General features: G+C 62.1%; 21 protein-coding genes. 11 read left to right on the top strand and 10 right to left on the bottom strand.

The window, feature by feature from the left end; translation table 11 throughout:
• Nucleotides 1-40: 40 nt before the first annotated feature.
• A complete protein-coding gene (locus AC4FWB_RS13375; RefSeq protein WP_491026782.1) occupies nt 41-1,042 on the top strand; it encodes an NADP-dependent oxidoreductase in 1,002 nt (333 codons plus the stop codon).
• 43 nt (nt 1,043-1,085) lie between these two features.
• Here the strand turns inward: AC4FWB_RS13375 and AC4FWB_RS13380 are convergent, their stop codons facing one another.
• The gene (locus tag AC4FWB_RS13380; RefSeq protein WP_491026551.1) at nt 1,086-1,973 is read right to left on the bottom strand and encodes a transcriptional regulator GcvA; all 888 of its coding nucleotides are present in this window, start codon (nt 1,971-1,973) and stop codon (nt 1,086-1,088) included.
• A 119-nt stretch (nt 1,974-2,092) separates the two neighbouring features.
• On the opposite strand from AC4FWB_RS13380, the gene AC4FWB_RS13385 reads away from it, so the two are divergent.
• The 3 genes from AC4FWB_RS13385 (at nt 2,093) to AC4FWB_RS13395 (ending at nt 4,791) form a co-directional block, all read left to right on the top strand.
• Nucleotides 2,093-2,578, top strand: coding sequence for a VOC family protein (locus AC4FWB_RS13385; protein WP_491026553.1), 486 nt, complete (start codon nt 2,093-2,095; stop codon nt 2,576-2,578).
• Between the two features lie 34 nt (nt 2,579-2,612).
• Complete coding sequence (locus AC4FWB_RS13390; RefSeq protein ID WP_491026554.1) at nt 2,613-3,344, top strand: SDR family oxidoreductase; 732 nt, start codon at nt 2,613-2,615, stop codon at nt 3,342-3,344.
• Between the two features lie 241 nt (nt 3,345-3,585).
• On the top strand, nt 3,586-4,791 hold the full coding sequence (locus AC4FWB_RS13395) for an integrase core domain-containing protein (RefSeq protein ID WP_491026555.1): 1,206 nt from the start codon (nt 3,586-3,588) through the stop codon (nt 4,789-4,791).
• Between the two features lie 58 nt (nt 4,792-4,849).
• Here the strand turns inward: AC4FWB_RS13395 and AC4FWB_RS13400 are convergent, their stop codons facing one another.
• Complete coding sequence (locus tag AC4FWB_RS13400; RefSeq protein ID WP_491026556.1) at nt 4,850-5,035, bottom strand: hypothetical protein; 186 nt, start codon at nt 5,033-5,035, stop codon at nt 4,850-4,852.
• A 191-nt stretch (nt 5,036-5,226) separates the two neighbouring features.
• Here AC4FWB_RS13400 and AC4FWB_RS13405 point away from each other — a divergent pair, with 191 nt between their 5' ends.
• Complete coding sequence (locus AC4FWB_RS13405; protein WP_491026557.1) at nt 5,227-6,672, top strand: CYTH and CHAD domain-containing protein; 1,446 nt, start codon at nt 5,227-5,229, stop codon at nt 6,670-6,672.
• A 225-nt stretch (nt 6,673-6,897) separates the two neighbouring features.
• Here the strand turns inward: AC4FWB_RS13405 and AC4FWB_RS13410 are convergent, their stop codons facing one another.
• Nucleotides 6,898-7,359, bottom strand: coding sequence for a phasin (locus tag AC4FWB_RS13410; protein ID WP_491026559.1), 462 nt, complete (start codon nt 7,357-7,359; stop codon nt 6,898-6,900).
• A gap of 143 nt (nt 7,360-7,502) precedes the next feature.
• Here AC4FWB_RS13410 and AC4FWB_RS13415 point away from each other — a divergent pair, with 143 nt between their 5' ends.
• Together AC4FWB_RS13415 and AC4FWB_RS13420 are read left to right on the top strand one after the other, a co-directional pair.
• Nucleotides 7,503-7,649: a hypothetical protein gene (locus tag AC4FWB_RS13415; RefSeq protein ID WP_491026560.1), complete on the top strand. Its 147-nt coding sequence runs from the start codon at nt 7,503-7,505 to the stop codon at nt 7,647-7,649.
• A 242-nt stretch (nt 7,650-7,891) separates the two neighbouring features.
• The gene (locus AC4FWB_RS13420) at nt 7,892-9,727 is read left to right on the top strand and encodes a phospholipase D-like domain-containing protein (RefSeq protein WP_491026561.1); all 1,836 of its coding nucleotides are present in this window, start codon (nt 7,892-7,894) and stop codon (nt 9,725-9,727) included.
• Between the two features lie 68 nt (nt 9,728-9,795).
• Here AC4FWB_RS13420 and AC4FWB_RS13425 read toward each other — a convergent pair whose 3' ends face one another.
• Nucleotides 9,796-10,671, bottom strand: coding sequence for a DMT family transporter (locus tag AC4FWB_RS13425; RefSeq protein ID WP_491026783.1), 876 nt, complete (start codon nt 10,669-10,671; stop codon nt 9,796-9,798).
• Between the two features lie 207 nt (nt 10,672-10,878).
• Between AC4FWB_RS13425 and gcvA (AC4FWB_RS13430) the strand changes: the two genes are divergently transcribed.
• The gene (gene gcvA / locus AC4FWB_RS13430) at nt 10,879-11,790 is read left to right on the top strand and encodes a transcriptional regulator GcvA (RefSeq protein ID WP_491026562.1); all 912 of its coding nucleotides are present in this window, start codon (nt 10,879-10,881) and stop codon (nt 11,788-11,790) included.
• Between the two features lie 128 nt (nt 11,791-11,918).
• On the opposite strand, the gene AC4FWB_RS13435 is transcribed toward gcvA (AC4FWB_RS13430), so the two are convergent.
• The 3 genes from AC4FWB_RS13435 to gcvA (AC4FWB_RS13445) form a co-directional block, all read right to left on the bottom strand.
• Nucleotides 11,919-12,602 (bottom strand): cupin domain-containing protein, encoded by a 684-nt coding sequence (locus tag AC4FWB_RS13435; RefSeq protein ID WP_491026563.1) that lies wholly within the window; start codon nt 12,600-12,602, stop codon nt 11,919-11,921.
• Nucleotides 12,603-12,674: 72 nt separating this feature from the next.
• Nucleotides 12,675-13,778 carry a flavin monoamine oxidase family protein gene (locus AC4FWB_RS13440; RefSeq protein ID WP_491026564.1) on the bottom strand — a complete coding sequence of 368 codons (1,104 nt, stop codon included), beginning with the start codon at nt 13,776-13,778 and terminating at the stop codon, nt 12,675-12,677.
• Nucleotides 13,779-13,880: 102 nt separating this feature from the next.
• Nucleotides 13,881-14,801 (bottom strand): transcriptional regulator GcvA, encoded by a 921-nt coding sequence (gene gcvA, locus AC4FWB_RS13445; RefSeq protein ID WP_491026565.1) that lies wholly within the window; start codon nt 14,799-14,801, stop codon nt 13,881-13,883.
• 169 nt (nt 14,802-14,970) lie between these two features.
• Here gcvA (AC4FWB_RS13445) and AC4FWB_RS13450 point away from each other — a divergent pair, with 169 nt between their 5' ends.
• Entirely contained in the window at nt 14,971-15,303 is a 333-nt protein-coding gene (locus AC4FWB_RS13450; RefSeq protein ID WP_491026566.1) for a hypothetical protein, read from the top strand.
• A gap of 133 nt (nt 15,304-15,436) precedes the next feature.
• Here the strand turns inward: AC4FWB_RS13450 and AC4FWB_RS13455 are convergent, their stop codons facing one another.
• Nucleotides 15,437-15,685 carry a DUF1127 domain-containing protein gene (locus AC4FWB_RS13455; protein ID WP_491026567.1) on the bottom strand — a complete coding sequence of 83 codons (249 nt, stop codon included), beginning with the start codon at nt 15,683-15,685 and terminating at the stop codon, nt 15,437-15,439.
• Nucleotides 15,686-15,855: 170 nt separating this feature from the next.
• On the opposite strand from AC4FWB_RS13455, the gene AC4FWB_RS13460 reads away from it, so the two are divergent.
• Nucleotides 15,856-17,850, top strand: a complete 1,995-nt coding sequence (locus AC4FWB_RS13460) for a BTAD domain-containing putative transcriptional regulator (protein WP_491026568.1) — start codon at nt 15,856-15,858, stop codon at nt 17,848-17,850.
• A gap of 302 nt (nt 17,851-18,152) precedes the next feature.
• Here the strand turns inward: AC4FWB_RS13460 and AC4FWB_RS13465 are convergent, their stop codons facing one another.
• Both AC4FWB_RS13465 and AC4FWB_RS13470 read right to left on the bottom strand, forming a co-directional pair.
• Nucleotides 18,153-18,992, bottom strand: a complete 840-nt coding sequence (locus tag AC4FWB_RS13465; RefSeq protein WP_491026569.1) for a glycosyltransferase family 25 protein — start codon at nt 18,990-18,992, stop codon at nt 18,153-18,155.
• Complete coding sequence (locus AC4FWB_RS13470; RefSeq protein ID WP_491026570.1) at nt 18,985-19,647, bottom strand: glycosyltransferase; 663 nt, start codon at nt 19,645-19,647, stop codon at nt 18,985-18,987. The genes AC4FWB_RS13465 and AC4FWB_RS13470 overlap by 8 nt, the downstream gene beginning before the upstream one ends.
• A gap of 1,202 nt (nt 19,648-20,849) precedes the next feature.
• Here AC4FWB_RS13470 and AC4FWB_RS13475 point away from each other — a divergent pair.
• Entirely contained in the window at nt 20,850-22,373 is a 1,524-nt protein-coding gene (locus tag AC4FWB_RS13475) for a putative bifunctional diguanylate cyclase/phosphodiesterase (RefSeq protein ID WP_491026571.1), read from the top strand.

Raw genomic sequence — 22,373 nt, forward strand, 5'->3', positions numbered from 1 at the left:
CTCGGCCGGGCATCAAGAGCCATTTCAGAAAGTAAGCATGATGAAAGCCTTTGTTGTCGACAAATATGGAAAGAAGGCCGCTCTGCGGCTTGCCGACATGCCGATGCCCGGCCTGCGGGACGACGATGTCCTGGTCGAAATCCATGCGGCCGGCGTGAACCTTCTGGATGCCAAAATCCGGGACGGCGAGTTCAAACCCTTCCTGCGCTATCGCCCGCCCTTCATCCTGGGGCACGACGTTGCCGGGGTCGTCGTCCGGACCGGATCGAAAGTCCGCAAGTTCAAACCCGGCGACGAGGTCTATGCACGGCCGCGCGACGGCCGAATTGGGACATTCGCCGAGTTCATCGTGATCAATGAGGCTGACTTGGCGTTGAAGCCGAAGAATCTCAGCATGGAGGAAGCCGCCTCGATACCACTCGTTGGCTTGACCGCGTGGCAGGTGCTGGTCGAAAGGGCCAATCTAAGGAAGGGCCAGAAAGTCTTCATCCAGGCCGGGTCCGGCGGGGTGGGCACATTCGCCATCCAACTGGCGAAGCACCTCGGCGCAACGGTTGCGACAACAGCAGGCGCGTCGAGCGAGGATATGGTCAAGAGCCTCGGCGCTGACATCGTGGTCGACTACCGGAAAGACAACTTCGAGAACCTGCTCAAAGGTTATGATGTCGTCGTGAACAGCCAGGATGCCAAAACGCTTGAAAAATCCCTGGGCGTGCTGAAAGCCGGTGGCAAGCTCATCTCCATCTCCGGTCCGCCAGACGCCGAATTTGCCCGGAAGCAAGGCTTGAACATGGTGCTCAAGCTGGTGATGCTCGCCTTGAGCCGCGGCATCCGCAAGAAGGCCGAACGCGCCGGCGTCGAATATTCGTTTCTGTTCATGTGGGCGCAGGGCGATCAGCTGGGCAGGATCACGCGCCTTATCGAATCCGGAACGATCCACCCCGTGATCGATCGGATCTTCCCGTTCGAGGAAACCAACGAGGCATTGGCCTTCGTCCAGGCGGGACGCGCGAAAGGCAAAGTCGTCGTCAAGGTGAAGTAGCCGTCGCGCTGGAACATGGCATTGATGGCGGCCGCGTTCGCCGTCAGCCCGGCTCGATCTCCGAAAACAACCAGTCTCGAAACGCCTTCACCTTGCGCTGGCGGATCGCCTCCGGCGGGTAGACGAGGTAGAAACTGGAGACGGCTTTCAGCGCATGGTCGAAAGGCCGGACCAGCCTGCCGGTGGCGAGGTCAGCTGAAACGAGCATGGTGCGGCCGAGCACGACGCCTTCGCCCTGCACGGCGGATTCCACCGCGAAGGTGGCGGAATCGAAGGTGAGCCCGCTGTTCGGGTCGACGCCTTCCACGCCGGCACTCGCCAGCCAGGCCGCCCAGTCGATGCGGTAGCCGTCGCGGATCAGTGTGTGATGCTTGAGGTCCTCGGGGGTCTTGAGCGGGTGCGGCCCCTCCAGCAGCTTCGGGCTGCAGACGGGAAACACCTCCTCGCCGGTCAGAAACTCCGAGGTCAGTCCATGATAGTTCCCGGCGCCGTAGCGGATGGCGACGTCGATGCCGTCGCCGCGAAAATTGGTGAGCTTGCCGGTCGTCGAGACGCGTACGTCGATGTCGCCATGCGCGCGGTGGAAGCGGTAGAGCCTGGGCACCAGCCATTTCCCGGCAAACCCGTCGGACGTGCTGACATTCAAAGTCGCGTCCGAGAGGCGGGAGGTCGCCGTCTGTGTCGCCACCGCGAGCTGGTCGAGCGCCTCGCGCACCGCCCGCGCATAGGGCTCGCCGACAGGAGTGAGCCGCACCGAGCGCGTCGCGCGCTCGAAAAGCTGCACGCCGAGCTGGTCCTCGAGATGCTTGATCGCCCGGCTGATGGCGCCATGCGTGACGTTGAGCTCGTCCGCTGCCCTGGAGAAATTCAGATGCCGGGCGGCGGCCTCGAAGGCCGGCAATGCGTTCAAAGGCGGCAGTCTGCGGGTCATGGCGAAAAGCTATTTGTGAGCTTTGGTAACAAATACTTGCCAAATTTTGGTTTGTCCATAATGCGTTTTCTGGCCAAAAATCCTCACAGGATTTGTGATCAAAGCTCAACGAGGACGCCATGGCTACCATCCACCCCTTCCTCTGGTTCAACCTCAACGCCGAAGAGGCGCGAGACTTCTATCTGTCGGTGTTCAGGAACGGCCGCGCGCTCGGGTCGATCGAGTTCACCGATTTCGTCGGCGGCACCAACAAAACGGTTCCGCACTCGATCTTCGACTTCGAGCTCGAAGGCCAGCGCTTCACCGCGCTCAACGCCGGCTCGATGCCGCCCTTCAACGAAAGGATCTCGCTCTACATCGAGACGAAGGACCAGGCCGAGACCGACTATTACTGGAACGCGCTGACGGCAGGCGGCGGCTCGGAAAAGCCCTGCGGCTGGCTGACGGACAAGTTCGGCGTCTACTGGCAGGTCATCCCTGAGCCGGCGTTGCGCCTGATGAGCGACCCGGACCGCGAGAAGGCGGACCGGGCGCGGCAGGCGATGTACAGGATGAGCAAGATCATCCTCGCCGATCTCGAAGCGGCCCACGCCGGCCGCGCGTAATTTTCAACCCATTGCTGGAAGACGGAGGACACCCATGGCTAGGCTCGCGGGAAGCAAGATCATTGTCGTCGGAGGCAGCTCCGGCATCGGTTTCGGCGTGGCGGCGGCCGCGCTCGAAAGCGGCGCGGAAGTTACGATCGTCGGGCGCTCGGCGGAGAAGCTGAAAGCCGCCGGGAAAAAGCTCACGGGGGCAGGGCGGGTGAAAAGCGTTGCCGCGGACATGGCCAACGAGACAGATGTCGTTCGCCTGTTCGAGGAGGTCGGCGCCTTCGATCATCTGGTCGCGACCGCCGGCACGCCGCCGCCCAATTATCCGATCGGCGAGACCGACATGGATTTCGTGCGCCAGTTCGTCGACAGCAAGCTGATCGGCGCGGTGGTGCTGGCCAAGCACGCGGTGCGCACGCTGAAGGCCGGCGGCTCGATGACCTTCACCTCCGGCATCAACAAGGATCGGCCGCCGGTCCCCGGCGGCTCGGTCGTCGCGGCGATCGCCGGCTCCTTCACCTATTTCGCCCGCGCGCTGGCGCTCGAGCTTGCCCCGACGCGCGTCAACATCGTCTCGCCCGGCTGGGTCGACACCGAGATGTGGGACGAGATCGTCGGCGCGGCCAAGGGAGGTTATTTCGACCAGATGGGCGCCAGCATTCCGGCGAAGCGTATCGCGACCCCGGCCGACGTGGCGCCGGCCTATCTCTATCTGATGCAGAGCGAATTCATGACCGGCGAGACGATCCATATCGATGGCGGGCAGAGGTTGGTCTGATGGGACAAAACAGGGAGACTTGAAGTCCGATTTTGGCTGGCCACGCAGCTTGTCGAGATCTGCCGGCCGGCTGCCTCGTGCCCGACATCGGCCTTCGCCGGAAGACGTTAACCAGTGATCGGGCAGTGCCGCTCCGCAATAGAGACGGAGAGAAGAAGCCGTTGTCCGAACCGGATAGATAGGTAACGGAATGGACCGATTGGATGGGTGACAGTTTTCTCGTTAGCCGGGAGGACCGGCGATGGTTTGGCGAGAGACTGGCATCATGGATGAGCGGCTTCGTTTTGTGGTGGAATGCCTTTCTGGCGAGGAGACGATGACGCAGCTTTGCGCGGCCTTCGAGATCTCGCGCAAGACCGGCTACAAATGGCTTGGCCGCTACCGCGAGCTCGGCCCGGAAGGCCTGCACGACCGGCCGCGGGCGCCGCTCAATCATGGCCGGGCGACGGCAGCGGAGCTGGTGGAGCGGATCGTGGCGGAGAAGGAGGCGCATCCGCTATGGGGGCCGAAGAAGATCATGGCGCGGCTGAAGCGGGCCGAGCCTTCATGGAGTTGGCCGGCGGTCTCGACGGCCGGTGACATCCTGAAGCGGCACGGCCTTGTGGGAGGCCGGCGCGCGCGCTGGAAGGCGGCGGGCAACGGTCCATGGCCGGAGCCTGAGGGACCGAATGCGCTGTGGACGGGAGACCACAAGGGCTGGTTCCGGACCGGCGATGGCTGGCGCTGCGAGCCGCTGACGGTGATGGATGGGTCGTGCCGCTACCTGTTGGCGCTCGCGGCGACCGGCTCGAGCTGCGAGAAGGAAGCCTGGCCGGTGTTTGAGCGGACATTCGAGGAGAATGGCCTGCCGGATCGGTTCAGAAGTGACAATGGCTCGCCGTTTGCGTCGGCCGGCATCAGTGGACTGACGCCGCTTGCGGTGCGCTTCATCAAGCTCGGCATCGTCCTGGAGCGCATCCAGCCGGGCAAGCCGCAGCAGAACGGATGCCATGAGCGCTTCCACCTGACCATGCTGCCGCTGGCCAAGGCGCCGGAGGCCGACAGGGCGGCCCAGGCCAGGGCTTTCGAGGCCTTCCGTCGTGAGTACAACGAGCAGCGCCCGCATGAGGCGCTGGGCATGGACACCCCGGCACAGCATTACCGTCCTTCGACCCGCGCCATGCCAAAGACGACGCCCGAGCCGGACTATCCGGCCGAAGCGGCGGTGCGGCGCGTGCGGCAAAATGGCGAGATCAGGTGGAACGGCGACTTCATCTATGTCTCGAAGACGCTGGCCGGCGAAGCGGTCGCCGCGACCGAGACCGAGGACGGGCAATGGGCGCTCCGCTTCTATGCCCACCCGCTCGGCATCATCGACGGCAGACACAAGAAACTGGTCCGCCGCAGCCCCATCCAACCCCGACCAGATGGCGCCGCGGCGGACACAAACTCAGGGGGAAAACTGTAACCCATGTATCCGGTTCAAAGTGTTACCCATCTATCGGCTGGACACCGTGCCGGGAATTTCAGCCTTCCTTCAAGTCTTCGGCTTCGTCCCTGAGCTTCGTCCAGTCGGCACCATGCTTACGCAACAAAGCGCGCGCCTGTTTCGGCGAGACGTCAGCAATTTCCGTCAGGTGCTCCACCTCCAGCTCCTGCCCCTTGACCACGCGGCTCGCCTCCTTCTTTTCTTTCTTTTCTTTGGTAGCCATCTCTGTGTCCTTGTCTTGCACCATCGGATGAACGAGGACTGAGAAGTGTTGGTTCCGGTTCGATCATTGTCGTTCGCAGGCTTGAGGTCCGGCTGCTTGGTTGAGGCGGGCGGTTGTTTGTGACAGTCATATGACGCACCATGCGGATGGTCGCTCCGACTGCTGTGAAGCGGTGCTGTGCCGAGGCCATCATGCAGGAAACGGAACTGAAGCTCGAGCTGTCGCGGTCGGGTGCGGGGTCACTCCTGAAGAAAAATCCGTTCGGAGCCTCACCCATCATTCTCCAGCAAAGATCGATCTATTTCGACACCCCGGGATGGGACCTGTCCAAGCGCGGCCTGTCGCTTCGCATTCGGCAATCGGGAAATGAACGGATTCAAACCGTCAAAGCCAGCGATGACGCCGCGGCCGGATCGTTCGCACGCGAGGAATGGGAGCAACCGGTCGCCGGCGACATACCGATGCTCGACGATCCGCAGATCCGAGACCTGCTTGCCGGGGCTGGCCCAAAGCTGGCGCCCTTGTTCGAGGTTCATGTCAAACGGCACCGTTGGAATGTGACGGACGGCGACGCCACGGTCGAAGTCGCTTTGGATCTTGGCAAGGTCGTTGCCGCCGATCGCGAGTCGCCGGTCTGCGAGATCGAGTTTGAAAAAAAGGCCGGCTCGCAGACAGCGCTTTTTGCGCTCGCCCGGAAGGTCGACCTGATCACGCCTGCGCATCTCGGCGTGCTGAGCAAAGCGGAACGGGGCTACCGTCTGCTTGGATCGGCGCCTGGTGCTGTGAAAGCGGCTTCGACCCTGCTCTCGTCCGAAATGAGCGCGGCAACAGCTTTCGCGCGCATCGCCGCGGCCTGCCTCAAACAGTTTCGCCTCAATGAAACGGCGCTGGGCTGGTCCCGCGATGCCGAGGCCCTGCACCAGGCTCGCGTGTCGCTGCGACGGCTGCGCTCCCTATTTTCGATCTGCAAGTCCCTGTTCGACGACAGCCGTTTCGACCACCTGCGAGAAGAATTCAAATGGCTCACCTCGGAATTTGGCGATGCGCGCAATATTGACGTGATGATCGACCGCGCTTCGAGCGAGGCTCTTTCAAGCCGTCTTCAAGACGCGCGCGACGACGCCTATGTGGCGGTCGAAGCATCGCTCTCCTCGACGCGCGCCCGCTCGTTGATGATCGACGCCGCCGAGTGGATTTCCATCGGGGACTGGCGAACCCAATCGGAGGAAATGTACGAGCAGCCGTCAACGGATTTCGCCTCGGGTGTATTTGATAAACTTTGGAAAAAGGTGGCGAAGGGCGGCAACAGCCTCATCGATGCCGACGACGAGACCCGCCATAAAGTGCGCATCGCCGCAAAGAAACTGCGCTACGCAGCGGAGTTCTTCGAACCGCTTTACAGCAGCAAGGCGGAAGTCAAACGCTATCGGCGATTCATCGAGGCGATGAAGGGCCTGCAGGATCAGCTCGGCAGCCTCAACGATATCGCCACCGCCCCCGATACGCTGGCAGCACTGGAGCTTTCGGACGTGGCTGGGGCGGAGGATCTCTTCAGCGCCGAAGACAAGTCCAAGCTTCTCGATGACGCAGCGGAAGCGCACCGCGCCTTTGTCGACACGAGGCGCTTCTGGCGTTGAGGCGGCATCAGAACCATCGCCACTGGCCGCCAAGGATCAGTGCGGCACACCGCCTGCCAGAAATATTTTTGGCCATTCGTCATCCAGCGCGCACGGGGAGGATGCATCTCCCATGCTCGGAACGCCAGAAGCGGTCGGGCAGCATAAGCCGTCCGACCAAATAGGAAGACCGACGCTGGGATGCCTTATCGGCCGAAGGACCTTCGGTCTCGACTACTTTGGCAATCAGGCGGCCTTACGTTCCTTCAAAGCCTTCTCAAAGGCATCCTTGATCGGCCTGGAAACGTCCTCGGTAGCTCTCAACATCACGGCCTGCAAGGTCTTGGCCTGCTCGATGGAGATTTCGAACTGCTTGTTCAGGAAAGCGGACTGCAGTTCGAAGAACTCGGACGGCGACTTCACGGCAACCAGTGCTTCGAGGTGTGTGAAGGCGGCTTCGGCATTGGCTCGCAGAGCGGCAATCGTCTTCAAGGACACCTCGCTGCGAGTTGTCTTGGCCATCTCAAAGGTCGACTCAAAAGCCTTTTGAGTGATTTCCGCGTCCGATTGCAATTTCGAAAAAGCTTCCTTCGCCTGCTCAACACCCTGCTCGGCGACGGCGCGAACCTGCTCGGCAGCCTTGGACGACTCAAAGGGAGCGGATTCCGCATTTTCGATGGTTTCGATCTTGCCGGGGATCTTGGACATTTTTCCATCCTTTTCCAGAGAGTTGCGTCAAAACAAAGCCCCCCTCTTTCATCTACGAAACCGTCGCAACGGATTTGTGAAGCCCACATGAATTTTGCGCGCTAATAGCGAGGGCGCGACGACGCTTCAGCCGGTCCGGCATCTTGGGTCAGCACGGCGTTCCGCCACGCCTGCCGGCGCGGCGGATCGCCAAGCCGCCGGACGTGGCGCCGGCCTATCTCTATCTGATGCAAAACGCGTTCATGACCGGCGAGACTATCCACATCGATGGCGGACAGAGGCTGGTCTGACTGGCGGGACGACCAGCAGCGTCCTCATGCGGGCGAAGGCGCGCATCGTGCCTCTGCGCCTCGAGGCGGGCAGTTTGAGCGGTTCTTCCCAATACCAACAATCGTGAAGTAATTATTGGATTGATGTATGATTTACACAATGAGATTCATCAGATAAACTTCGTTATCGCAGCGCCAGATAGTTTAGATGGCAAATTACGATTGGGGACTCGTTAGCGGGCAAGTGGTCAAGGGGGGCAGCCATGACAAAGGTGCGCAAATCTAAGGGTGCGATGACTGTCGTCGCCTACAGGGGCGATGCCAAGACTTTGCTCGCATTCGATCTTACGACAGACGCGTCGCGAAAACGCCTCGCCGGCTTCACGATCGCGGTCAAGCCGCCGGGTAAGGAGCCTTACTATCTTTGGAATCGCCTTCAGTTCAGGAAGCCGGAAGATCATGCGCAGGACCCCGACGAGCCGGCACGCTCGACGATCAACGCGCCTTTGCACAAGTTTCGATGGGTGCATGTGCCCGGTCTTGAGCATCAAGGGCCCAAGCCGGCAATGGGCGACTACATTTACACGGTCACGCCGCGCTATTTCGATGGCCAGCAGCATCTTCTCCCGATTGATCCGGATCTTTCGGTGGATGTTACCATCGCCGTGGAACCGTTCTCGAAGGGATCGCTCAAGCTCGCGTTCACGCGTGGCTTCACTCAGAGCCAAGCCTTCGTCGAGCACTTTGGACTCAAGACGAAGTTCAAGCCCGCCAAGGCGCCACTCCAGTTTGACACGTCGACCATCGCGGGAACCAATCCAGCCGGAGAGACCTTCACATATGCGCAGCAATATGAGTGGTCGGGCTTTACCGCGCGCGACCGGGTCTTCGAGATACTGCGCGCGGTCGACGCCGACGCTACGCTCACGATGGACCTCTTTGCGTACGACCTGAGCGAGCCGGATGTGTTGACGCTCCTGTTGGCGATCGGGCCACGCGCCCGCGTCATTCTTGACGACGCGGGACTGCATCACAGTGCCAAGAAGCCTCCGGAAGACCGCTTTGCGGAGCTTTTCGCAAATGCCGCCGGCGCGCAGCGCATTAAGCGCGGCAACTTCGATCGGTACGCGCACGACAAGGTGATCGTGGTCTACAAGAATGGCGAGCCGGTTCGCGTGCTGACGGGCTCAACCAATCTTTCCGTCACCGGCATCTACGTGAACTCGAACCACGTGCTCGTTTATGAAGACGCCGACGTCGCCAAATTGTATGCGGAACTTTTTCAGGCCGTTTGGGACCAGGACGTCGCCGCGAGGCCGTTTAGGATCAGCAAGCTCGCGACCAAGGCATACCCATTCGCGAGCGCCGCGGTGCCGAGAACCAGTATCGCCTTCGCGCCTCACAGTGAGGCGGACGCACGCTCTGGACTGGTCGAGATTGTGGCGCGCGCGAACAAAGAGGCGGGTGAGGCCGACAAGCTTGGCAGCGTGCTGTTCGCGGTCATGGAGCTGCAGGGCGCCGCCGACAATCCGATCTATACCGCGTTGAGCGCGCTGCACGACAGCCAGAGCGTTTTCAGCTACGGGATTTCCGACAATCCTGCGGGCATCGCTTTGTACCCGGTTGGCAAGAAGGGCGGCGTCCTCGTCACCGGCAAGCCACAGAAGACCCGCCTGCCGCCACCCTTCAACCAGGTCCCGAACATTGGCCTTGGGCATCAAGTTCATCACAAATTTGTCGTCTGCGGCTTTAATGGACCCGATCCGACGGTATTCTGTGGTTCATCGAACCTGTCGCTTCTGGGTGAGCAGGAAAATGGCGACAACCTGCTGACGATCCGGGATGCCGATGTTGCCGCGTGCTTTGCGATCGAGGCATTGGCGCTCGTCGATCATTTCAACTTTCTCGACAGCACGGCCACCGAGGCGGCGAAAAATACCGGCCAAAACAAGGAAGCGATGCTGGCGGCGCCGCCGGCAAACAAGTCCTCGGCGGCAATCGAGGCGGGGTGGTTTCTTGGCACGACCGATACTTGGGCGGCGAAGTATTTCATTGCCGACGATCTTCACGAACAGGATCGTAGGCTCTTCGTCCGCTGAAACCAAGCCTTGGCACCTGCAGGGGCGCCATTCCTGTCGTCGGTAACGGTTTTCGAAATTCTACGTCCTTATTCGTGCGGCACCGCCACTTCGGGGGCGGGCCGCTTGTTGGCGACGGCCAAAGCGAGGCCACCCAGGATCAGAACGACGCCGATCGCGAACATCAGGCCGAGTCGATCGCCAAAGAGGACCGAGGCGGCGGCGATCCCGAAAACCGGCTGAATATACTGGACGCTCGCCGCGACCCGGGCCGGGACGGCGCGCAGAAGATAGAGCCACAAAAGCAGGCCCGCGACGGTCACCATGACGCCGAGATACACGACAACCCATATTGCCTGCATCGTGATCTGCACGGGCGTGTGCGCCATCTCCCAACCGGACAGCGGCAGGATCGCGACCAGACCTGCCAGGGCGTTCCATGCGGCCACCGGCAAGGTGCCGTACTTCTTCGTGAGTTCCGCGCTCCAGATGTAATAGAACGCGATGGCGACGGCCGAAACGAGCATCCAGGCGACGCCGGCGACGGTGGTCTTCGACAGGTCGCCGACTCCCGATCCGCTTCCGACGGCCACCAGCGCGATACCGGCGAAGGCCGCGAGCAGCCCAAACCATTGCCGGCCCGTCACAGGCTGGTTCAGTCGGATCGCCGCGAAGATCACGATGAAAATGGGGATCGTCGCCGAAATGATCGTGCCGGCGGAGGCCGACGTGCCCTGCACGCCGAACGATTGCGCGACGTTGCCCAAGGTGATGCCCATCACGCCGAGCGCGACAATGCTGGGAACCGCTTGCCGCGGCACGCGAAGCCGGCCTGCCGCCAGGGTCAGAAACAGCGGCACCGCAACAAGGAAGCGCATGGCGGTCAGCGTCAAAGGCGGGATCGTTTCAAGGCCGAGCTTCGTGAACGGGATCGAAAGACCCCACATGATTGCGAGCAGCAGCATTGCGCCGAGGCTCCTCATGGACAAGGAGCGGGCCGACATGTCGATGGGGGAGAGGACCGCGGAGTTGGTGTTCTGCGTCATGAGCGGCTTCGCTTGATGCGGTTGGCAGGTGTGTGCGTCTGTGTCATGTCTACAAGCCGTCGAACACCGCCGACAAACCATTTGTCCTCACAGGATGCGTGAGAATTCATCACGCGTACGAGTCATATGCCTGAGCAACTTCCCCCGCTGCAGACCCTTCGCGCCTTCGAGGCGACCGGGAGACGGCTGAGCATGACGCTGGCGGCGCAGGAGCTGCATCTGACCCACGGCGCGGTGAGCCGTCAGATCAAGGCGCTGGAAGACCATCTGGGGGTTCAGCTCTTTCGCCGCATGACCCGCAGGATAGAACTGACCGACGCGGGCGCCTCCTTCTTCAGTGCCGTCACCCGTCTGCTTTCCGAGCTCACGCGCGAGGCGGAAAGCATTCGCCGCAAGAACGACGACGCGCGGCTTGTCGTCAGCTCTGGCGTCTCCTTCGCCAGCAAATGGCTGACATCACGCCTGCACAAATTGATGGCGCGCTATCCGGATTTCGAGGTCCATCTCGAAGTGACCGACGCCGTGGTGGATTTCGCGAACGGTCACGTCGACGTCGCCCTGCGCTATGGAAATGGCCAGTATCCGGTTGCGGCGGCCGAGCGCATCATGCACGAAACGGTCTCCCCGGTCTGCACGCCGGACTATCGCGACCGCATGGGCGGGCTTCGATCTCCCGGCGAGTTGTCCAAGTGCCAGCTGATCCACGAGATCGGCATGAACACGACCTGGGAACGCTGGTTCTCGATGATGGAATTGCCTTATCCAAGGACGCGCGGTTCCGGCTACAGCCTCGGCAGCATGTCCATCGAGGCCGCGATCCGTGGTGAAGGCGTGGCGCTTGGGCGCAGCGTCTTGGTCGCCGAAGACCTCGCGGCGGGCCGCCTCGTGGCGCTGTTTCCGCAAGCCAGACTGGAAGTCGAATGGGGATACGACCTTGTCTACCGGATAGGCAATCAGGATCACCCGAAGGTCCGCGCATTCAGAAATTGGATCGCTGACGAGGTGCGTGAATTCACGAGCGCCAATTTTTCGCGTTGAAGTTATATGTGACAAGCCATTGGCGCATTGACCGGCGAGACCATCCACATCGACGGCGGGCAGAGACTGGTGTGATCGCGTCCCTCTCGGCTGGCCGGCATCACGCCGCCGGCCGGCGGCAGCTATATTCAGGACTCGGGGAGGGAGAGAACGTCAGAGTGCAGCAGCGGCGCGTCCTTGATCCAGAGTCCTGTGCCCTGCGAACCGACCTTGGCGTCTAGCTTCGTCCCCGCCGGCAGGCGTCCCCAGCTCTGCGGCCCCAGCCGCTCGCCTCTGATGCCAAGCTCTCCCGCAAGAACGAGGAATTCGAGCCCGCGGCCGTTCTCGACCGTGACCCGCTCGCCCGCTCGCCACTCTTCCAGGCGGACCTCTTCATGGCCGTCGTCGAACAGCACCGTAGCCGAAACAGCACCCGTGCGGGGTGCGGCGCTGCGGCCTTCTCCGGGCTGACGGACGACCTGCGCGGCATCGCCCGCGCGGAACTGCCAGAGGCGCACGAAGATGGTGCAGCCATCCCGCGATGCGGGAACGTGCGAGGTTCCTGGCGGGTTGCGAAAATAGCTGCCGGCGGGATAGTCGCCGTGCTCGTCCTGAAAGACGCCGTCGAGGACGACGATCTCCTCGCCGCCGCCATGGGTGTGCCGCGGAAAGGCGCTGCCAGGCGCGTAGCGCACGATGGAAGTGGCGCGCGCCACCTCGCCGCCGATCCTGAACAGCATGCGCCGGTCGACGCCCGCCGCCGGGCTCGGCACCCAATCCTGCCGTGCGGCGTGAACGATTGTAGGGCGGGAGAAATCGTCATTGATGCGCATGTGCCGTGTCCTTCATCGAGAGCACCATCCGGAACTTCACGTCGCCCGACCGCATCCGCCGCACGGTCGCCTTCATGGCGCAGCCCTCTTGTCCAGCAGGGAGGACACCGCGCGCTCTGCCGCGTCGACCGCGCCGGCGAGGTAGCCGGGCTCACGCTCGGCGGTTTCGCTGCCCGCCAGCGTCAGGCGGTCGCGCCAGGTATCGTCGATCCAGTCCTGGCCGCTGGCGATCGGCGGACCGCCGCCGATTTGATCCGCAGGGGTGGCCGTCAGCGGGTCCGCGGCCCAGTCCTTGAACAGGGTGCCGCTCGGCGTGGCCGCCTGCGGCCCGAACAGGCGTACGAACTGCTGGATCGATGCGGCAACCAGCGCCTGCTCTCCGACGATGGCGCGTCGCTCCGCGGGAACGCCGAGGAAGCCGAACAGCGCCGCCTGCCCGGACGCCGTCGTGGCGTCGTGGATTTCGACCAGCGGCCCCGCCATGCTCTGTGCCGTGCCCGAAAGCCCGGCGTCGCGCCAGAACGGCCTGTCATAGAGGGCGAAGACCTTGGCATGCGGCGCCATCCAGGTCGGCGTCGCCCGCCAGCGCTCAGCCGTTGCCGGATCGAGCCTGGGCGTGAAGGTCACCGTCGCCTCAAGCAGCCTCGGCGGCACGGCCAGGATGACGTGCGAGGTCCGCATCGTTTCTTGCGAGCCCTGCTTCGTGGCGAAACGAACCTCCACATCTTGGCCATCACCGGTGATGTGAGTGACGTGCACACCGAGCTGAATGCTGTCGGCCGGCAGGTCGGCGGCAAGCGCGGCAATCAGCGCTCCGGTGCCGCCTTTGAGCCGCATGGACTGGGGCATCTGATGTGCGGCCAGTCGATAGCGCTGCGGCTCCTCGCGCGACATCCGGTGGATGACGATGTCGCCCTCGCTGTTCTGCGGGAACACCGAAAGGCCGAGCTCATCGACCAGCGCGCCGAGGCCCGGCTGCGTACCGGGCCAGAACCAGGATGGGCCGAGGTCGAAGCCGTCCACCGAAGGATTGCTCGCCGCGTCGACGGAGAGGATCCGGCCTCCGAGCCGGTCACGCGCCTCGATCAGCCGGACGTCGAGGCCCGCGCGGTGCAGGCGGCGTGCCGCGGTCAGCCCGGCAAGGCCGCCGCCGACAATGACAATGGGATTGGACATAAGGCATCCACGTTTTCAGTGACGCCTCTATTGTCGGCCGACAGCCGCTTCCCGGCAAACGGGAAGATCTTTCGGTATCGCGAAGAAAAACTTCGTCGCCTGCTATGCGCCAGACGCTTCCTCGTGAAGCCAGCGCCGAAACGGCTCGGCCTTGGGCGCAAGCGGGCGGTCGGCCCTGTAGACGACGTAATAGGCGAGCATGGAGGGGACTTCGATGTCCGGGAAAAGCCGCACCAACCGCCCCGCGGCGATGTCCTCCTGCGCCATGATGTTGCGCGCCAGCGCGATGCCTTGTCCCTCCGCCGCGGCCTGCAGCACGGCCGCGGAATTGTTGATCCTGAGGCGCGGCCGCGCGGCAACTGCCTCAACGCCGGCGCTGCGCAGCCACATCTCCCAGGTGGTAAAGCCTATGCCGGGATCGACGGAAAGGTCGTGGATCAGCGTGTGGCGACTGAGGTCGGCAGGCTCGTTCAGGCCGAGCCTGTCTCGCAGGGCAGGCGAGCAGACGGGGAAGACCTCCTCGTCCATCAGCTTTTCCGGCGTATATCCATCCCACCGGCCCGCTCCGTAGCGCACGCCGATGTCGATGCCGTGCGCGGCATAGTCGACCAGCCTCAGGCCGGTATCGAGCCGAACGTCCGTATCGGGCCACCGGGCGTGAAAGCGATCGATGCGGGGCAGCAGCCACTTGGCGGCGAATGCCGGGCTGACGGCGACGGTGAGCACGCCGCTCGTCGTAGCCTCGCGCAGACGCTCGAGGCCGAGGCTCAGCCGATCGAGGCCGTCCTTGATTTCGGGAAGCGCGCGGAGCGCCGCCTCGGTCGGCACGAGGCGCGATCTGCCGGACGCGCTGCGGCGGAACAGCGGCACGCCAAGCCAGTCCTCCAGCCCCCGCACCAGCTGCCCGACGGCGGCGGCGGTGACGTTGAGCTCGCCGGCCGCGCCGGAAAAGCTCCCATGCCTGGCGCTCGCTTCAAAGGCCCTGAGAGCGTTGAGGTAGGCTGGAGACTTCGAAGCGCTCAAGATTTTCTTCCTAGCCGAGCACAGCGAAGACGATTGCCTGGGCCGCAGGAGCTGTCAACAGCGTGCCTCTCTCACGTTTGTCATTCTCAGCCCGGTGGCATTCTTAGCGGAACGCTAATATACATTGACGCTCGAACGAGCAGCGCCTTCCGTATTTTCGAGGGATGCCATGCGAAGGTTCATCGTCATAGCCATGTGCATTGCCGCCGCAACGGGCGCCAACGCCCATGATTGGTACACGGACAAGATTGACCCGGTGACGAAGTTCAAGTGTTGCGGCGGTTCTGATTGCCGCGCCATACCTCAGTCTTCGGTGCGGTCCAGGGCCGACGGCGGCTATACTTATTTGCCCGATGGTTTCAATATCCCGCGAGACCGGGTGCAGGAATCGCCGGACGGCCAATACCATATCTGCGAGAACAGATACGTCATAACCAATCAGCCCTACTTGCGCTGCTTTTTCGCGCCGCGGGTCGAGATTTCTCGACTGCTCCCGCGTTGAGGAAGTATCGCGCGGCGCGGCAAGATCACCTCAGGGATCATCTCGTGGCGTGGACGCCAGGACAGGCGCGCGCCGGGCGGCCGATCGGCTCACTCAGGCAGTCGCGCCGGCGGTCATTCCAACCTTTGCCGGCCTACCTCATCGACATCAGATCGGTCATGAGGCCGACGCCGACGCTGAGGAAGAACGTTGGCGAAGGCGGCTGCGGGCAGCCGATGTCCTTCAACTGATCGGGCGTCATGTCCCTTATCGCCCTGCGCCCTGCGATGGTCCGCCGCCACGCCATGAAGGCAGCGGCCGCTGTGGCCATGCCCTTCGACGCTGAGCCGAGCAGCCGGTGTTTCGATGTGCGGGTCTCCGTGTGAGCTTCCGTGTGAGCCATTTTGCTCTCCCGTTCCAGATGACGGTCCGAGCTTGTCACACACGCGATTTGCGGCTGTTCGGCCGGGCGTGAACCATTTCGGCAAGTCCGGCGGACCGCCGTTAAATCCGCGTTAAATCGACCGCCGAAGGTGCTATTCTGCCGGCGCGTTCGAAATCTGGAGAGGGGTCGTGCGTATACGGCTGCTTGGCGGTCTCGAGGTGACATCCGCAGACGGCCAGCCCGTTCGCTTCGCAACGCGCAAGTCGGCGCTTCTTTTCGCCGCCCTGGTCCTGGCGGGCCGCCGCGGCCACCCTCGCGAACGGCTCTGCGAAGGGTTTTGGTCGGGACGAGGCGGTGCGCAGTCGCGCAACAGCCTGCGCCAGGCGCTGGCCGATATCAGGCGGTGGTTTCCGGCCGCCGGCAATGCGGCCATTTCCATCGATGGAGATCAGGAGACGGTAGCGCTGACGGCCGGCCCGGACGAAGCCGATATCTGGCTCTTTGAGCGCAAGCTCGCCGAAGGCAAGACGGCGGACCTCGCCTTTGCGGCCGATCTCTACCGTGGCGATGTGCTTGCGGGCGAAGCCATTCCCGACGGACTGGACGAATGGTTCGGCCCTTATCAGGCGAAATACCGGCAGAAGGCGCAGCAACTGGTGGAGCGTCTGAGCCTTGCGCCTCCCGAAACGGGATCAGCGGTTGAAGCCGCTTGCGAAGGGCTGGCGGAAAGGCTGCTTGCCTCGGATTCGACCGCGGAGCCGGCGCATCGGGCATTAATGCGCATCCATGCCGCGAGGGGCCATGAAAACGCGGCCTTGCGTCAGTTCGAGAGCTGCCGCGCGCTGCTGAAGAAGCATCTGGGCGTGGAACCCGAGGCTCAGACGCAGTCGCTGGCGGCGTCGCTGCAGATGCGGGATGGAAATCGCCAGACGGCGTCGACGCTCGGTACCGCCCAGCCGGCCCAGCCCATCGCCGCGTCGGCGAGGCCGCATGACCAGCCGTCGGTGGCGGTGATGCCTTTCGACAACCTTGGCGGTGCGGATGACGAGTATTTCGCCGACGGCGTCGTCGAGGAGATCACCGCCGCGCTTTCGCGCATCCGCGACTTCTTCGTCATCGCGCGCCAGTCCGCTTTCACCTACAAGGGGCGTTTCGCCGACGTGCGTGAGGTCGGCCGGGAGCTCGGCGTCAACTACGTGGTCGAAGGCACCGTGCGGCGGGGCGGCGACCGCCTGCGCATTTCCGTGCAGCTGGTCGATGCCGAGACGAGGACACAATTGTGGTCCGAGCGCTACGAGGGCGCGACCGTGGACGTTTTCGACTTCCAGGACAGGATCGCGGCGCAGGTGGCCGGTGCCATCCATCCGGCCATCCGCGGCGCCGAGATCGAGCTGGCCAAGCGCAAGCCGCCGGCCAGCCTGCGGGCCTATGACCTCGTCATGCGGGCCTTCCCGAACCTTTGGGGCCGCCGCAAGGACACCAACGACCAGGCGATAGAGCTGCTCAAGAAAGCGATCGCCATCGATCCGGCCTATGGCCGCGCGCATGCGCTCCTAGCATGGTGCCACGCCTCGAACGCCGCATATCTGTGGGCCGAGCAGCCGGAAAGGGAGCTGGAAAAGGCGCTCGCGGCGGTTGAGGCTGCCGGGTCGATCGGCGACGATCCAACCGCGTTGACCGCCGCCGGCTCGGCATTGAGCATGGCCGGCGAACAGGAGCGTGCCGCCTCCTTTATCGAAAAGGCCCTCAGCCTTGACCCGAACAACGCGTGGGCATGGGCTCGCCATGGCTGGATCGCGATCTACAAGGGTGAAGCCGCTCAGGCTTGGGAACGATTCCAGCGGGCGATGACACTAAGCCCCATGGACCCTCTTACATTCAACATGAGGCTGGGAATGGCCACCGCCATGGCCAAGACAGGTTCCCTTTCCGAGGCTGTCGCGATCGCCCGCGAGGTCGTCGCCGCCCATCCCGACATCATCATGTCCTATCGATATCTCGCCGCCTGGTCGGCGATGAGCGGCGACCTGGAGACAGCCCGCTGGGCCGCGCAAAAGTTGCTCGCCGCTCAGCCGGGCTTCACGATCGAGCGGTACCGGGCATTGCCTATCTTCCGGAACACGCCGGAATGGGCGGACCAGGTGGTCGAAGCCTTGATCTGGGCGGGATTGCCCAAACGCTGATCGCCGCATGCATGACCTGTAAGGAGCGATCGCAATCGCGGCCGGCATCCGGGGCTGAAGAATACTGTCGCGACCAAGGCAGCCGCGCGCCGGGCAGGGTGCGCGGCGGTCCGTAACTGCGCCGCGCACGATTGGGAGCAATCAACCCTGTCAGATGACCAATCTGCGCTATTTGCGCTGTTTGTTCGCCGCGGCTCGAGATTTCTCAATTGCTTCCGCGTTGAGGGAATGCCGCGCGTCGCAGCAAGATCCCGATCGGCAAGGGGTGCGTGACCGTGGCGAATCCGTGCGCGTCGCCGTAGTCAGGCGTCTTTATAGGTTTGGCCGGGTCGTTCACGACAACCTGCGTTCACGGTCTCCCGCACGTTAGCCGCACTCGCTCGGCGATACCAAAGCGACCGCACGAGTTTCCTCGCCTGCAGGAAATTCCCCCATATGGACCGGACTACAACCCTCCTGCGTCTCAGGTCGCATCGTTCTCTTTCCAGAATGGATCCACCGAGTTCGAAGCTTACTTCGTCGACCAGATTGGGAGAAGTCGACCACACGCGCATGGAAAACTCCCACGGATGAGAAAAGTCCTCATCGACAGGCCTGAACAAATGACGGCGATGTAGAAGCGATTGAGCTGCCTGCCTGTTGATCAGATAGGCTACCGCACCCGAGGCCGGGTATTTGTATCCGACCAACTGCGTTGCTCCAATCTTGACCGACTCAACTACTTTCTTATGGTTGAAATCGAAGAACTTTACGATGCTCCATACGTCTCGGCGAGAAATGGCATCGTTTATCGCCAGAATGAATTGCTCGTCATTACAGATCTTGAAATCGTCCTCAAAAATCAACGCGAAATCCAGCCCTCTGGACATCGCTTCCTGCCAGATCTTCCGATGTCCGAGATAGACGGAAATCTCGCCCCTCGTAAGTGAGCGCTTGTGAAGAGCCAAATTCAGAAGGCGTGAGTATGCCCGGTCAATGTCGGCGCTGTTTTGATCGATGCCCTGCACGAAATCAAAGGAAATGCCGACGCGGTCCAATTCGTTGGCGGCGTGCGTCCTGCGGGTCCCGCCTGGCGGCTCTACCGTAAGAACGAATACGCCCAGGTTGGGAAAGTCGATTGCACGAAAAGAAGAGCTATCCATGGTCTTTGGCCGCCGACGCCTTCAGAGCCCTTAGCTTTTTCCTTGCGGAGGACGCATAGAGCGAGCGGGGAATTTCGCGAATTTTGGCAAATAGAGATCTGAATCTGTAAGCGCCCGTTGTTTCTCCGAATTTCTGATGGGCATATATTTTCCCTGACCCGGTGTATTTTCGACCAAGGAAATGCTCTGGAATAAGGGTGTGAGACGGCCAGATAACAATCTCGGGGCGGAGTTCTTCTATGAGCTCAGCAACGAAAAGGTTGCCTGTTTGGCGCCAAGGATGATCAAGCTGCTGCGGCGGTACTTCTGACAGACGGTCGATGATTTCCTTCAGGAAAGGATGGTTTGGCGCTGACGCCACGATGGGGGCAACCAGTTGTCCCCTTAGAAACTCGTTCTCATAGACGGTGTAGAGTTTGCCACCGTCGTCGAACAAATCATCGATGGGATTAACACAAATACTGTCTGCGCCGGCGACGTATCCGCCATATTTATACAGTATTTCATACCGCAACAAATCTGCGGCACCCGCATACCATCCCCGCTTCATGTACTCGTTGATCTGAGGCCGAGTCCTAAAGGTCCCGCCGCTCAAGAAAACATTGTCGTATCGCGTGTAGTTCCAGTTGGGGTGCCTGTCGATCCACGTCTGCATCCACTCTACCGGAGCGACCTTGGGCCCAATCCAGATGTGACCGAGATTCCTGGGTACATTCATGGCACAATATTCACCTTCTGATCCGCCCTTCTGCGAGGTGGAGCGGCCGCTATTTCGCCAAGCGGGATCTTCTCGTTCGCCATGGCGCAGCGGTGATCGGCAGGTTTGTGCCAAAGAGGCAGTATCTCCGTCGCCCAGGCGCCGGGTCGTCGGATGACACGCTTGTCATGTAGCCGGAAGACGGAGGGGGCATCCCCGGCGTCCCACTCGACAAATGTTTCGTCGAAGCCGCAGACCGCACGTGCATCGGCTTTCCGGCGCGCGAGATTGCAGCCCTTGAGACGCCGCCAAATGAATGAGCGACGGTCCGGCAGTTGATGCGAGTGTAGGCGTACGAACGACGCCGCAACTTTCGCTAAGTCGATAAATTGTACTGCATCGCGCCAAAAAATGGCACGATCCGCCCCCGCAGGCATTTGCTTTGCCACCACCCCAAATTAATCCCCGCTAAATCAATATTGCCGACGGCAGCTGCAGTCAACCGGCGGTTGGTTATTTAGGCATTGCAGCATGCATCAAAACAAAGGCCTAAAGCGCGTCGCCTGAATCCGTTTTCAACGCCACGCGCTTTAGCCGTCAGTCGAGCGAACGCGCCATAAGCTGCTGAAATCCTTAACGTGATTTTCATTCCGCTCCATTAGCTATTTGGCATTATGAGACATTCCAAGCAGCCTGGCCCGGGTTCCACGCCCAAGGGGCAAAGCGAATCCGTGGAAGCGGGAATCCTGCGGGATCAGTTCGCTGATCTGAGGATGGGGCTGTTTATCTCGATGCCCATCGGCACAGTGCTCTCGGTCCTGATCCTGGCCGTTCAGCTGCTGTCTGGCGCCGGCCTTGCGGCGGTGCTGTGGTTTGCAGCGGTCAGCGTCATAAATGGCACGCGCATAGGACTTGCCATCGCCCAGTCCGACATTCCCGCCCAGCCGGACAATCCCGACAATCGGCTGAAGCCGGTCGCCGCCCGACTTTCTCTTTACGGGCTGTTGGCTCTGGCGTCCGGCATCGCGTGGTCTTTCCTGGCCGTGCTGTCGGATGGCTACACCACGCCCCAGGCGCCGCTCTATCTGATCGTTCTCGCAGGCCTGTCGGCCGGTTCGGTCACCTACGGATCATCATACGCGCCGGCTTCGATCAACTTCATGACGCTGCCGCTTCTGCTCGCCGCCGGATGCGTGTTGGCGAAGGGCAATGTTGAAAATTACGTCCTTGGCTTCACCATCCTGCTGTTTCTCGCAGGAATGATCAGAAGCTCGCTTCTCGGACAGGCCCGCTTCTGCGAGACGAGCCGCCTCAAATACGAGGCGAGGGAATTCGCTGCCCGGATGGAACTGAACTCCAGGCGCGATCCGCTGACGAACTTGCTCAACAGGTACGGGCTCGAGCAGGCTATCGGTCAGCTCGGGCATTCCGATGGTCCGTTCGTGGCCATGCTGATCGACCTCGACGGCTTCAAATCCGTCAACGACACCTATGGCCACAATATCGGCGACGACCTGCTGGTTCGGGTGGCGCGCAGGATAGAGAACCGTGCGCCGCCGGGGGCAACGATCGCGCGCATCGGCGGGGACGAGTTCGTGCTGCTCTTTCCCGCCAGCGGGTCCCGGCATTCGACCGACGGACTTGCATCCTTGATCATTGCGGCCATCGCGGATCCGGATCCGGCGCTGAATTCGGTGCGCGTCGGCGCGTCGATCGGTATCTACGTGTCGGAGAAACCGCAATTGACGGAGATGCTGCTGCGCGCGGATTTCGCGCTTTATGCGGCCAAGCGCAGCGGCAGGAACGAATACTGCCTCTTCGATGCCGAACTCGATCACGGGCTCGAACGCAAGCACTGCATCGAGCGCGATCTGCGCGGAGCCGTCGAAGCAGGCGCTCTTTGCTCATGGTTCCAGCCCATCGTGCGGCTGGACACGCATGCAGTCGTCGGCTTCGAAGCACTGCTGCGCTGGCGACACCCGGTCCATGGGGCCATTCCCCCGCCTGAGATCGTCACGGCGGCGCGGGAAACCGGTCTGCTGTCCTTGCTGACCGAGACCGTATTTCTCAATTGCTGCTCGATGATCGAAGAGCTCGCGAAGAGCGGGCGCCAGGATGTGCGCGTTGCGATGAATCTGTCGCCGCGCGAACTCGAGGCAGGCAGTGTTGATGATTTGATACTGGACATCTTGAAGACGAAGAATGTTCCAGCCGCCATGCTCGAGATCGAGATTACGGAAGAGGCGCCCGTGGATCGCGACCGGGTTGACGAAAAGCTGGAGCGCCTGGCGGACGCGGGCATATCGATCGTGCTGGATGATTTCGGCACCGGCTTTTCGACCCTGGTTTCACTGAAAGACAGCCGTATCCGCAAGATCAAGATCGACAAGGACTTCGTTCGCGATCTGGCCAAGTCCGTCGAAGATCAGGCTCTCGTCAGAGCCGTCATCGATCTCGGGCGAACGCTGGGAATAGAGGTGATGGCGGAAGGGGTCGAAACCGACGCCGATCGCCTGATCCTGCGCTCGCTCGATTGCACGATCGCGCAGGGTTTTCTCTTCTCGGCAGCACTTCCCATGCATGATGCGCTTGCCTTCGAACCGAGGCATTTCGAGAGTTCTGCCGCCAAAGCCGACCTTGATCCCGCGCGGCTCCCCTCGCGCCGAACCGGCAGCGCTGCCTGA

This window comes from Mesorhizobium sp. LEGMi-168a, from assembly GCF_058312955.1.